Annotated in this window: 11 protein-coding genes; 10 read left to right on the top strand and 1 reads right to left on the bottom strand. The window is 45.7% G+C overall.

Features of this window, described 5'->3' with window-relative positions; all coding sequences use genetic code 11:
• The first annotated feature begins 1 nt into the window (after position 1).
• The 3 genes from moaC to moaE are packed head-to-tail and all read left to right on the top strand — an operon-like array spanning position 2 to position 1,188.
• Positions 2 to 478 (top strand): cyclic pyranopterin monophosphate synthase MoaC, encoded by a 477-nt coding sequence (moaC, locus tag QMG91_RS12120; protein WP_004408166.1) that lies wholly within the window; start codon positions 2 to 4, stop codon positions 476 to 478.
• Positions 478 to 723 carry a molybdopterin synthase sulfur carrier subunit gene (moaD, locus tag QMG91_RS12115; RefSeq protein WP_004408164.1) on the top strand — a complete coding sequence of 82 codons (246 nt, stop codon included), beginning with the start codon at positions 478 to 480 and terminating at the stop codon, positions 721 to 723. Before moaC ends, moaD begins: the two co-directional genes overlap by 1 nt.
• A 3-nt stretch (positions 724 to 726) precedes the next feature.
• Positions 727 to 1,188 carry a molybdopterin synthase catalytic subunit MoaE gene (gene moaE / locus QMG91_RS12110; protein WP_281826721.1) on the top strand — a complete coding sequence of 154 codons (462 nt, stop codon included), beginning with the start codon at positions 727 to 729 and terminating at the stop codon, positions 1,186 to 1,188.
• Positions 1,189 to 1,319: 131 nt separating this feature from the next.
• On the opposite strand, the gene QMG91_RS12105 is transcribed toward moaE, so the two are convergent.
• Positions 1,320 to 3,860, bottom strand: coding sequence for a glycosyl hydrolase family 18 protein (locus QMG91_RS12105; RefSeq protein ID WP_045966017.1), 2,541 nt, complete (start codon positions 3,858 to 3,860; stop codon positions 1,320 to 1,322).
• 683 nt (positions 3,861 to 4,543) lie between these two features.
• Between QMG91_RS12105 and QMG91_RS12100 the strand changes: the two genes are divergently transcribed.
• The 7 genes from QMG91_RS12100 to QMG91_RS12070 all read left to right on the top strand — a co-directional run bounded on the left by QMG91_RS12100 (position 4,544) and on the right by QMG91_RS12070 (position 11,981).
• Positions 4,544 to 6,178, top strand: a complete 1,635-nt coding sequence (locus QMG91_RS12100; RefSeq protein ID WP_004408158.1) for an ABC transporter substrate-binding protein — start codon at positions 4,544 to 4,546, stop codon at positions 6,176 to 6,178.
• A 104-nt stretch (positions 6,179 to 6,282) separates the two neighbouring features.
• Complete coding sequence (gene oppB / locus QMG91_RS12095; RefSeq protein ID WP_004408156.1) at positions 6,283 to 7,203, top strand: oligopeptide ABC transporter permease OppB; 921 nt, start codon at positions 6,283 to 6,285, stop codon at positions 7,201 to 7,203.
• 15 nt (positions 7,204 to 7,218) lie between these two features.
• A complete protein-coding gene (gene oppC / locus QMG91_RS12090; RefSeq protein WP_281826716.1) occupies positions 7,219 to 8,121 on the top strand; it encodes an oligopeptide ABC transporter permease OppC in 903 nt (300 codons plus the stop codon).
• 56 nt (positions 8,122 to 8,177) lie between these two features.
• Complete coding sequence (gene oppD, locus QMG91_RS12085) at positions 8,178 to 9,149, top strand: ABC transporter ATP-binding protein (RefSeq protein WP_281830466.1); 972 nt, start codon at positions 8,178 to 8,180, stop codon at positions 9,147 to 9,149.
• A complete protein-coding gene (oppF, locus tag QMG91_RS12080; protein WP_004408150.1) occupies positions 9,146 to 10,135 on the top strand; it encodes a murein tripeptide/oligopeptide ABC transporter ATP binding protein OppF in 990 nt (329 codons plus the stop codon). The genes oppD and oppF overlap by 4 nt, the downstream gene beginning before the upstream one ends.
• A gap of 207 nt (positions 10,136 to 10,342) precedes the next feature.
• Complete coding sequence (locus QMG91_RS12075; protein ID WP_004408149.1) at positions 10,343 to 10,858, top strand: hypothetical protein; 516 nt, start codon at positions 10,343 to 10,345, stop codon at positions 10,856 to 10,858.
• A gap of 184 nt (positions 10,859 to 11,042) precedes the next feature.
• Positions 11,043 to 11,981: a glutathione S-transferase family protein gene (locus tag QMG91_RS12070; RefSeq protein WP_281826713.1), complete on the top strand. Its 939-nt coding sequence runs from the start codon at positions 11,043 to 11,045 to the stop codon at positions 11,979 to 11,981.
• The last annotated feature ends 61 nt before the right edge of the window (positions 11,982 to 12,042 follow it).

The following is a 12,042-nucleotide window of genomic DNA, read 5'->3' as shown; positions in this document are numbered from 1 at the left end:
AATGACTCAGTTTACCCACATCAATGCGTCGGGCGAAGCTAACATGGTGGATGTGTCTGCTAAGGCAGACACGGTACGCGAGGCAAGGGCAGAAGCTTTTGTTCATATGGCACCAGAAACTTTGGAGCTGATCGTCTCAGGTTCTCATCACAAAGGCGATGTTTTTGCGACAGCAAGAATTGCCGGGATTCAGGCGGCGAAAAAAACTTGGGATTTGATTCCACTTTGCCACCCGTTGCTGCTGTCTAAAGTCGAAGTTCAGCTAGAAGCCATTGAGTCAGAGAACAAGGTCCGAATCGAATCAGTGTGCAAGCTGGCAGGTAAAACAGGTGTCGAAATGGAAGCGCTGACAGCAGCGTCTGTGGCGGCGTTGACCATCTACGATATGTGTAAAGCGGTTCAAAAAGACATGGTTATCGAGCAAGTGCGCTTACTTGAGAAAACTGGTGGCAAATCCGGTCACTTTAAGGCGGAATGATGATCAAAGTATTGTTTTTTGCACAAACCAGAGAGTTGGTTGGTGTCGATCAAATCGAAGTCGATAGCAGTTATGAAACGGCAGAGCAGCTTCGCCTTCATTTAGTTGAAAAAGGCGACAAATGGGCGTTAGCGCTGGAAGCTGGGAAATTGCTGGTGGCAATTAATCAAACGCTTTCCCCTCTGGACTCTCCTATACAGTCCGGCGATGAAGTAGCATTTTTCCCACCAGTCACCGGAGGGTAACGAATGTCACAGGTATCGGTTCAAAAGGAAAACTTTTCTCTGGCTGATGAATATGACGTGCTCGCACAGGGAGCATCTTCTGGTGCGGTTGTGACATTTGTCGGAAAAGTACGAGATATGAACCTGGGGGACAACGTTATTGGATTGTCGCTGGAACATTACCCAGGAATGACTGAGAAATCGCTGGAAAGCCTATGTGAGCATGCCAAGCAAAGATGGTCTATTGAGAATATTCGAGTCATACATCGTGTTGGTGATTTGGATATTGGCGATCAGATCGTGTTTGTTGGTGTTTCTAGCGCACATCGCGGAGATGCATTTAACGCCTGTGAATTCGTTATGGACTACCTGAAAACTCAGGCACCTTTCTGGAAAAAAGAGAGAACGACGGATTCAGTGAGGTGGGTTGAGTCGAGAGAATCAGACGCCGCCGCCGCCAGCCGATGGGCGGAGCAAGGCGAGTAGTCTTAAGCTCACTTCTTTAGATATTAGACAACAGACACTAAAGAGCCGGTCAGATGGAGATCATTCTGACCGGCTCTTTGGTTTTAAATGTTGATTTTAAGTGCCTACTCAAGAGCAGGCACTAATCGGTATTACTTAGCTACAGTACAAACTGTTGACCAGCTACCGTCTGAACCAGGTACAGAGTTAGTCCAGTAGTTCGCTTTGTAAATCACGCCATTGTGAACCATTTGGTCACCGCCAGTCGCGTGACTAGGGTTACCAGCCCAATCTGTTTGAGGCCAGTTCGGGTAAACGTTGATACCAGTCACGTCACACGTTGGGTCTACAACATTCTTCTTAACAACAACGGCTGCTTGTGCAGAGCTTGATGCTTTACCATCGCTCACTGTTACAGAGAAGTTTAGAGTAGTGTCCACATCGTAGCTTGCTGCTGTAAAGGTAACTTTTGCACCTTGAACAGTCGCGTTAACGCCTGCTGGAACATCCCAAGTGTAAGTTAGAGTGTCGTTGTCAGCGTCTGTAGAGCCGCTTGCATCAACTACTACTACGTCACCTGCTGCTGCTTGTGCTGGAGCTGAAACTGCTGCTACTGGTGCAGAGTTCACGCCTTTAGGAGAAACAGTCACCAGAACTTTGTCTGTAGATGCTGCACCTTTGTTATCAGTAACAGTGACTTCAAACGTGTAAGTCTGAGCCGCAGTAACACTTGCAAAGTCTACCGTAGCAACTGCCGCGTTTGCGTTAGTGATAGTTACAGCCGGACCAGTTACTTGTTTCCATGCGTAGCTTGCGATTGTGCCATCAAGGTCTTTAGAAGCGCTAGCATCTAGAGTTACCTGAGCAGGACCTTCAACAGCAACGTCCGCACCCGCAGAAGCGATTGGTGCACGGTTACCACCGATAGTCGCCAGACCTTCGTGCATTGCGTTTAGGATGTCACCATTGTCCGCATCGATTTCCCATGAGAACAGACCAGCTAGACCTAGGTTACGTACGTAAGCACCTTTCGCTTTAACAGAACGCTCATCATCAAACGTGATTAGCTTACCGTTTGAACGGTTCCATACGTATGGCGCTTCAGCCAATTCGTCGTAACCGTACTCAAAGCCATTGATACCTTGGTTGTTTGCACCAAGCATGTGACCTTTAATGCCTTTGTAGTCGATAACGCCAGCTTCCCAAACGCCCTGAGCTTTAGTACCTGTTAGCTTACCGTTACCAGTACCAGTCATTGGATCCGTTGGATCGGTTAGGCTTGAAGGCATTACGCCATCCCAACCACGTCCGTACATCGCAGCACCAACAACCAGTTTGTTTGCTGGAACACCTTGTGCAAGCAGGATCTGGATTGCGTTGTCAGTTGTGTACGCAGGACCTTTGTATGGTACGCCATCAGCATCAACACCTGTACCGTCACACTGACCAGGGCGCATGAAGTTACCACAGTAAAGCGCAGCTTGGTGTCCAGGTACGTTGTTCCAACCACCGTAGAAGTCATAAGTCATCGCGAAGATGTAGTCCATGTGCTGAACTGCAGCTGCGTAGTCTACGTCTTCAAGTTTGTCGTAACCTACACCAATAGCTGAAGTCAGCTCGTAAGTACGACCAGTTTCTACGCCAAGGCGATCAAGCATAGCGCGAAGCTCTTGCATAAGAGCAATGTAAGCAGGACCATCGTTTAGAGGATCACCTAGGTTCGGGTTCTCACCGCCGCCGCCAGGGAATTCCCAGTCAATGTCAACACCGTCGTAGAATTTCCATGTTTTCAGGAAGCGCTCTACGGAAGCGACAAACGTGTCACGGTTTGCTTTTGTTGTGAAATCAAAGAACGGATCGGAAAGTGTCCAGCCACCGATCGAAGGGATGATTTTCAGATCTGGGTTGCGCTGCTTAAGCGCCATCAGCATTGCGTAGTTACCTTTGATAGGTGTGCTGAATTCGTGACCAGCTTGTTTGAAGCTCTTCTGGTATGCAGCCCATGGGTCATGGATAACAACTTCGTAGTCGTTTACGCCATTACACGCTGTCATAAGAGCGTTGTAGCTGTTTCCGCCAACAGATTTCAGTGATTCGTTAGGACCACAGATTGGAATGAAGCCGTAAAGGATGTGAGTTAGGTTATCTGCAGGAATGTTATCTACAGTGTACCCACGTTCGTAAATACCCCATTCAACAAAGTAAGTTCCCACAACGGTGTTTGGATCTGTGTTGTAGGTCTTGTTGTTAGGATCGATATTCATAACCAATGGCTTAAGGTGAGCACCATCGGTGTCTGCAATAACAAGTTCTTGAGGTGCAGATTTGCTACAGCCTGTCGCGTCACATGCAGCGATTTCAACAGAGTAAACACCACCTTTTCCGTATTGGAAAGTTGCGGCAGTTTGAGAACCTGTAATTGGACCAGTAGCGACTTCTATACCATCAAAGAAGACTTTGTAGGTATCACCAGGAGTACCACTCCACTGGTTGAACTTAATTGTGATATCAGCAAGGTCTTTATATTTAACCATTTGGTTATAACCTGCTGTGGTTTCCATAGCCAGTTCAATTTTAGAGAACTGGAGATTGTTTGACCCGTATACGTCGATGCTTGGCGTCGCTGGTGCAGCAATTACGGAGCCCGAAAGAGCCAGACCAACACCGATAGCGCATAAGCTTAGATGTTTCATTGTATTTCTCTCATTCCTTGTAAAAAAACTGCCTCAAAAACAAAGAGGCGAAAGTAACGATGGCATTCAATTTCCGCCATCCCGGTCAGTTTTTCCGAGAGGCAAGCTTTTGACAAAGAAAAATAAAATGCTTTTGAATCGATATAAAAAAACAAAAAAATCGTTTCCTGCGCGTTACAAAAAAAGTGCTGGTGCCTCGATTTTTTATAAAACCTGACATAGTTCTGTTGCACTTATGAACATTTGCACTACCCACTTTAGCAGTGGTGATAAAAGTCACATTTATGTTGAAATTATGTGGCATTTTGTGGTGCTCTGGTCGACTTGAGATGTGTGAAATGTTAAGTTTTTGTTCTAAAGCAGGATAAGATTCTGCTAAATTGATTGTTTTTGAAACAATTTGGTGGTTAAGATTGGCTCGAGCGATATCTGAGTTTGTTTGAACCGTCGTTTTCAATCTTTGCAGAGTAATTGTCTGAAGAAGACCGTTATCCAAAAAATTAAACGGTTTTTTACTACATTTTTATGGCAAATTACTTCAATGATTGGTAGTGTGTTGCGCAATCTTCTTTAGGTTTAGAAAACGCTGTACGCTTATTGCGCTAAATTTTTCTAAATGCCCTCCGTTCTGGCAACTATAGAAGACGTCATGGATGCAATCTAAAAAACTTGGAGTTTAATGCATGTATAAGAACAAAATCACTCAGGCACTTCTTCTTGGTGCTGGTATGGCAGTGGCTGCCACTTCGTTCTCCTCTCTTGCTGCTGACGTTCCAGCAGGCACAAAATTAGCGAAGGTTCAGGAACTGGTACGTGGTAACGGTACTGAAGTAGCAACTATCGACCCGCACAAATCTCAAGGTGTTCCAGAGTCTCACGTAATTCGTGACCTATTGGAAGGTCTTGTAAATCAAGATGCTGACGGCAACACTATTCCAGGCGTTGCAACGCACTGGGAAACTGAAGACAACAAAACGTTTGTTTTCCACCTACGTAAAGAAGCTAAATGGTCTAACGGCGACCCAGTAACTGCACACGACTTCGTGTACAGTTGGCAGCGTGCGGTAGATCCTGCTACTGCGTCTCCTTATTCTTGGTACATGGAATACACCAAGATGGTTAACGCCGCTGACATCATTGCGGGTAAAAAAGACAAGAGCACTCTTGGTGTTAAAGCTCTAGATGATCACACTCTAGAAGTGAAACTTGAGTCTGCTGTTCCTTACTTTGTAATGATGACTGGTCACACTACAACTAAGCCTGTTCATAAAGCGACAGTTGAAAAGCACGGTGATCAGTGGACTAAGCCTGAAAACTTCGTTGCTAACGGTGCATTCGTAGTAGACAGATGGGTACTTAACGAACGTATGGTTCTTAAGCGTAATACCCAGTACTGGGACAACGACAAAACTGTCCTAGACCAAGTAACATTCCTTCCGATTGAAAACCAAGTTGCCGAAATGAACCGTTTCCTTTCTGGCGAACTGAATTTCACTTCTTCTGCATTGCCAGTTGAACACTTCAAGCGTCTTAAGAAAGAGTACCCAGAGTCTGTTTCTGTAGAAGGCAGCCTGTGTACTTACTACTACTCGTTCAACACGAAGAAGAAACCATTTGATGATGTACGTGTTCGTAAAGCGATCTCTTACGCAATCAACCGTAATATCGTAACGGATGCAATTTTGGCTCAAGGTCAAAAACCTGCTTACTTCCTGACTCCTGAAATTACTGCTGGCTTCAACCCTGAACTGCCAGAGTACGCGAAGATGACTCAGAAAGAGCGTGACGCAGAAGCGGCTCGTCTACTTGAAGAAGCTGGCTTTGGTAAGAGCAACCCTCTGAAGTTCACTCTTCTATACAACACGAACGAGAACCACAAGAAAATTGCGGTTGCTCTAGGTTCTATGTGGAAGAAAACTCTGGGTCTGAACGTGACTCTTGAAAACCAAGAGTGGAAGACTTACCTGTCTACTAAAGACCAAGGTGACTTCGAAGTTTCTCGCGCTGGCTGGTGTGGTGACTACAACGAAGCGTCTTCTTTCCTAACTCTAATGGTAAGCAAGAACACGACTGCTGGTCAGCACTGGGGTAACAAAGACTACGATGCTTTGATCGACAAAGCGTTGAACTCTACTTCAGAAGCTGAGCGTACTGCTCTTTACACTCAAGCTGAAGACCTGATTGCTAAAGAGATGCCAATCGCACCTATCTACCAATACGTACGTGCTCGTCTGCTAAGCCCTCAAGTTGGTGGTTTCCCATCAAACAACGCAGAAGAGAAGATCTACTCTAAAGATCTCTACATCAAAGCGAAGTAAAATACCTCCGCTGATAAAATTATAAATAACACGGACACTGCATGTGAGATTCACATGCAGCGTCTTTTCTATTATTCATTGTCACAGACTGAAAGAGTGAGTTTATGCTTAAATTCATTATGAAACGGATATTCGAAGCAATTCCAACTATGTTGGTATTGATTACAGTATCTTTCTTTCTTATGCGCTTTGCGCCAGGTAACCCGTTTTCGAGCGAGAAGCCATTACCACCAGAAGTAATGGCAAACATTGAAGCAAAATACGGTTTGGATAAACCTGTTTTCGAACAGTACACCACGTATCTTACCAATGTTGTTCAAGGCGATTTTGGTCCTTCTTTCAAATACCTAGACTATTCAGTAAACGAATTGATCTATGCGGCACTGCCAGTGTCTGCGAAAGTAGGTTTCATCGCATTCATATTCACTGTCATCATGGGTGTGTCAGTCGGTACCATTGCCGCACTGAAGCAGAACACCTGGGTTGACTACACCATCATGTCCACTGCGATGCTTGGTGTAGTAATGCCATCCTTTGTTTTGGCACCTGCACTTATCTATCTTTTCTCTCTGCATTGGAACCTTTTCCCAGCAGGTGGTTGGCATGACGGCAGCCTGAAATACCTAGTGCTTCCGGTAATCGGTATGTCTCTTCTATACGTAGCGACTTTCGCACGTATTACCCGAGGCAGCATGATCGAAACCTTGAACAGTAACTTCATCCGTACTGCACGCGCAAAAGGTTTGAGCTACCGTTACATCGTAATCAAGCACGCACTTCGTCCAGCACTGCTTCCAGTTGTTTCATACATGGGACCTGCGTTCGTAGGTATCATCACTGGTTCGGTAGTTATCGAAACTATCTTCGGTTTGCCGGGTATCGGTAAGCTATTCGTAAACGCAGCATTCAACCGCGATTACTCGCTAGTAATGGGTGTAACCATACTGATTGGTTTCCTGTTCATTCTATTCAACGCCATCGTTGATATTTTGCTAGCTATGATTGACCCGAAAATTCGCTACTAAAGGGAACGGATTGATATGTTGACTAAAAAAGAAAACCTTGAAGCGATCGAAAAGTTCTCTAAGGACTTAGAAGTAGAAGGTCGCAGCCTGTGGCAAGACGCCCGTATCCGCTTTATGCGTAACAAAGCGGCGATGGTGAGCTTAGCCATTCTATTTGTAATGACAATGGCAGTGATTTTCTTGCCAATGTTTGCTCCATACACATACGACGATACCGACTGGTACGCGATGCATGTTGGACCAAATGCCGAGCACTGGTTTGGTACCGACAGCCTGGGTCGTGACCTGTACGTTCGTACCCTTATTGGTGGTCGTATCTCATTGATGGTAGGTGTACTTGGTGCACTTGTTGCGGTACTGATTGGTACGCTTTACGGTGCAGCTTCTGGCTTCATCGGCGGCAAAACTGACCGAATCATGATGCGTATCCTGGAAATCCTTTACGCGGTTCCGTTTATGTTCCTGGTTATCGTACTGGTAACGTTCTTCGGTCGTAACATCGTACTGATCTTCGTCGCTATCGGTGCCATTGCATGGCTGGATATGGCGCGTATCGTACGTGGTCAGACACTAAGCCTACGTAGTAAAGAGTTTATTGAAGCAGCCCATGTATGCGGTGTGAGCAAATGGAAAATAATTACACGCCACATCGTTCCAAACGTACTGGGTATTGTTGCAGTTTACTCGACTCTTTTGATTCCGAGCATGATCCTTACAGAGTCATTCCTATCGTTCCTTGGTCTTGGTGTACAAGAGCCAATGACGAGCTGGGGCGCACTGCTTCAGGAAGGTTCTCAGACGATGGAAGTAGCAATTTGGCAGCTTGCGTTCCCAGCCGTGTTTATGGTTGTAACGCTATTCTGCTTTAACTATGTCGGCGACGGCCTGCGTGACGCACTGGATCCAAAAGATAGATAAAAAAAATAATATCGGATCCTTTTAGAGCAATATAAAAATTACACAGGAAAGCAATGATGAGCTTGTTAGATGTTAAAGATCTGCGAGTCGAATTTACCACGCAAGATGGTATCGTCACCGCAGTGAATGACTTAAATTTTTCACTGAACCAAGGGGAAACCCTTGGTATCGTGGGCGAATCTGGTTCGGGTAAATCCCAGACTGTATTCGCTATCATGGGTCTTTTGGCAAAAAACGGAGTTATCTCTGGTAGTGCCAAATTTGAAGGTCGTGAAATTCTGAATCTGAAAGAAAACGAACTCAACCGAGTTCGTGCAGAACAGATTGCCATGATCTTCCAGGACCCAATGACCTCACTGAACCCGTACATGAAAGTCAGCGACCAGCTGATGGAAGTGTTGATGCTGCACAAAGGCATGGGCAAAGCGGAAGCTTTTGAAGAATCAGTTCGAATGCTGGAAGCGGTTAAAATCCCAGAAGCCCGTAAGCGTATCACCATGTACCCACACGAATTCTCAGGCGGTATGCGCCAGCGTGTAATGATTGCCATGGCGCTACTGTGTCGTCCTAAGCTGCTTATTGCAGATGAGCCTACAACGGCTCTGGACGTAACGGTTCAAGCACAGATCATGGATTTGTTGAACGAACTTAAGAGCGAATTCAACACTGCAATCATCATGATCACGCACGATTTGGGTGTGGTAGCAGGTTCATGTGACAAAGTACTGGTTATGTATGCTGGACGTACTATGGAGTACGGTACAGTTAACGAAATCTTCTACAATCCGAGCCACCCCTATGCAGAAGGTCTGCTGAAGGCGATCCCTCGTTTGGATACGGAAGGCGAAATTCTGCCAACCATTCCAGGCAACCCACCAAACCTGCTTCGTTTGCCACAAGGCTGTCCTTACCAAGAGCGTTGTCACCGCGTGACAGAGCAATGTAAGACGGAAGCACCAAAACTGGTTAACTTTGGTGAAGGGCGTCAACGCGCATGTTTTTCTGACTGGGAGGCTTGGAATCGATGAGTACAGATAAAAAACTTCTTCTAGATGTAAAAGACCTGAAAGTTCATTTCAGCATTGCACCTAAATCAGCATGGCCATGGACTAAACCAACACCTTTGAAGGCAGTGGATGGCGTTAATATTCGTCTATACGAAGGGGAAACCTTGGGTGTAGTAGGGGAGTCTGGCTGCGGTAAATCCACTTTTGCTCGCGCCGTAATTGGTCTGGTTGAAGCAACCGACGGTGAAGTTGTTTGGCTTGGTCAGGATCTGACTAAGATGCAGGACGTACAACGCCGTAACACACGCAAAGAGATCCAGATGATTTTCCAGGATCCGCTGGCGTCCCTTAATCCTCGTATGACTATTGGCGACATCATTGCTGAGCCTCTGGAGACGTTTTACCCAGAGCTGTCTGCTGATGAAGTGAAAGATCGCGTTAAAGAGATGATGACAAAGGTGGGCCTTCTGCCTAACGTTATCAACCGTTACCCGCACGAGTTCTCTGGTGGTCAGTGTCAGCGTATTGGTATCGCACGTGCTTTGATTCTTCGTCCTAAGATGATCATTTGTGACGAACCTGTATCGGCACTGGATGTATCGATTCAGGCACAGGTAGTTAACCTTCTCAAAGAGCTGCAAAAAGAACTTGGTCTGAGCTTGGTGTTTATCGCGCACGATCTCTCTGTCGTTAAGCATATTTCAGATCGTGTGTTGGTTATGTATTTGGGTAATGCTGTAGAGCTCGGCGAATCTGAAGCTCTGTTTGCTGAGCCAAAGCATCCATATACGCGTGCTCTTATGTCGGCAGTTCCAATCCCAGATCCAGATCTGGAGCGAGCCAAGAAGATTGATATGTTGGAAGGCGATCTGCCATCTCCAATGAATCCACCATCTGGCTGTGTATTCCGCACACGTTGCCCTCAGGCGACAGAGGCTTGTTCACAGCAGAAACCCCAAATTAAAGGTGACGACGTTCATGCCGTTTCTTGTTTGATGGTTGACTAAATTCAGCCTGTGACAGGCTTAAGCGCGGTGCCTTCGTGGTCCGCGCTTTTTTTGTGCCTAAGCCAATCCATTTCGTGATGGAAAACGTATTAAATTTGATAATGTAAACAAAATGTAAATAAAATGTTTTAATTGAGTTTAATTGAGCGTGAAAATGTACTAGAACTTAAGAGTAGCTACGCTCATTCATTGCGCTTGGAGGCTCAGATGAAAAGACTGTATTACATCACGAAAGACTTGGACGACGCAGAAGAAATATCAGATGAAGTTCATGCAAGTGGTATTGATGACCACCACTTTTATGTTCTAAGTCGTGATGATAATGGGATTAAGACCCACCACCTCCATGGCGGCAGTTCACTTGAGCGTGCACACATTATTACCGGGGCGCAGAAGGCGCTGATTGCAGGAGCTGTCGCCGCGGGCGTGTTGATTCTGTTTCTGACTTTTTTCACCAGCTTGTTTGAGAGCTCCAGTTTTGTGCCATTCGCTCTTATCTGCATCATTGCGATCACAACAACAGTCATAGTCAAAATGACGGGTGGTTCGTTTGATAATTACTTTATGACGATGTTTAACCAGCACTTAGATGATGGAGAAGTCGTGATTGTCATTGATGTCGAGCGAAGTCAGGCGCACCGCATAGAAGAAATTCTCGAGCACCATCCCAAAGCCGAATTTATTGCAGACTGCTCCAGTGTGGGCTCACCGATACCGGATTAAACAGATATGAAAACGAAGAGGGTTGGCAAGGTGCCAACCCTTTTTGTGTTTGGGTGTTGTTTTTTGGGCGTTCTAAAAGATCATTCAAAAATTTTGATGATGTTGAACGGCATTGACTGGTCGCATAACCCATTGGGTTACCTATAATTCAACTCAATATCTTTACAAACAAAGGATGGATGAGATGGGCAAGTTAGTTGAAGGTGTTTGGCACGACGTCTGGTACGACACCAAAGCAAGCAATGGTAAATTTGTTCGAGAAGATGCTGGCTTCAGAAGCTGGGTTGAAAACAAGTCAGATGCTGAGTTTCAACCAGAGTCGGGTCGATACCATCTTTACGTTTCTCTGGCGTGTCCGTGGGCACACAGAACCCTAGTGTTTCGTAAGTTAAAAGGTCTGGAACCTCATATCGACGTGTCTGTGGTAAGCCCGGATATGCTTTCTGAGGGGTGGCAGTTTGATAAACCAGAGCCTTTGTTTGGCTTTACTCGCATGCATCAGATCTACACTCAAGCAAAATCCAATTACACCGGAAGAGTCACGGTTCCTGTACTGTGGGATAAGAAAACCAATACCATTGTCAGCAATGAGTCTTCCGAGATCATTCGTATGTTCAACAGTGCATTCAATGATCTGACTGGCAACCACGACGATTATTACCCTGAAGCCCTTCACTCAGAAATCGAGAAGTGGAACGATTTCATCTATCCGAATATCAATAATGGCGTGTATCGTTGTGGCTTTGCGACAACTCAGGAAGCTTATGAAGAAGCGTATGACCAGTTGTTTGACGCGTTAGACAAAGTGGAAGCCCATCTTTCTTCGAGTCGATACCTGGCGGGCGATCAAATTACAGAAGCCGACTGGCGTCTATTCACCACCTTAGTGCGTTTTGATGCTGTCTATGTTGGGCATTTCAAATGCAACAAAAAACGCATTGCCGATTACCCAAGCATTCAAGGCTATTTGAAAGAGCTGTATCAGGTGGAAGGAGTGAAAGACACCACCGATTTCCACCACATCAAAAGGCACTATTACTTTAGCCATACTGGAATCAACCCAACTCAGGTTGTACCGAAAGGACCCGCTTTGGATTTGGATAGCCCTCACGGTAGAGGCTAGAAATAGAAAAGCCAGCATAGTGTGCTGGCTTTGTTTTTCAGATAAGAAAAAACCAGCTCAA

The sequence above is a fragment of the Vibrio nigripulchritudo genome (assembly GCF_027924785.1).
Classification (GTDB): Bacteria; Pseudomonadota; Gammaproteobacteria; order Enterobacterales; family Vibrionaceae; genus Vibrio; species Vibrio nigripulchritudo.
The sequence above is the reverse complement of the archived record's forward strand: the minus strand, read 5'-3'. Positions and strand labels throughout refer to the sequence as shown.

What these genes read in the sequence shown, in the direction of transcription:
- moaC (WP_004408166.1), top strand. Translation starts at nt 2, where the DNA reads ATGACTCAGTTTACCCACATCAATGCGTCGGGCGAAGCTAACATGGTG.
- moaD (WP_004408164.1), top strand. Translation starts at nt 478, where the DNA reads ATGATCAAAGTATTGTTTTTTGCACAAACCAGAGAGTTGGTTGGTGTC.
- moaE (WP_281826721.1), top strand. Translation starts at nt 727, where the DNA reads ATGTCACAGGTATCGGTTCAAAAGGAAAACTTTTCTCTGGCTGATGAA.
- QMG91_RS12105 (WP_045966017.1), bottom strand. Translation starts at nt 3,860, where the DNA reads ATGAAACATCTAAGCTTATGCGCTATCGGTGTTGGTCTGGCTCTTTCG.
- QMG91_RS12100 (WP_004408158.1), top strand. Translation starts at nt 4,544, where the DNA reads ATGTATAAGAACAAAATCACTCAGGCACTTCTTCTTGGTGCTGGTATG.
- oppB (WP_004408156.1), top strand. Translation starts at nt 6,283, where the DNA reads ATGCTTAAATTCATTATGAAACGGATATTCGAAGCAATTCCAACTATG.
- oppC (WP_281826716.1), top strand. Translation starts at nt 7,219, where the DNA reads ATGTTGACTAAAAAAGAAAACCTTGAAGCGATCGAAAAGTTCTCTAAG.
- oppD (WP_281830466.1), top strand. Translation starts at nt 8,178, where the DNA reads ATGAGCTTGTTAGATGTTAAAGATCTGCGAGTCGAATTTACCACGCAA.
- oppF (WP_004408150.1), top strand. Translation starts at nt 9,146, where the DNA reads ATGAGTACAGATAAAAAACTTCTTCTAGATGTAAAAGACCTGAAAGTT.
- QMG91_RS12075 (WP_004408149.1), top strand. Translation starts at nt 10,343, where the DNA reads ATGAAAAGACTGTATTACATCACGAAAGACTTGGACGACGCAGAAGAA.
- QMG91_RS12070 (WP_281826713.1), top strand. Translation starts at nt 11,043, where the DNA reads ATGGGCAAGTTAGTTGAAGGTGTTTGGCACGACGTCTGGTACGACACC.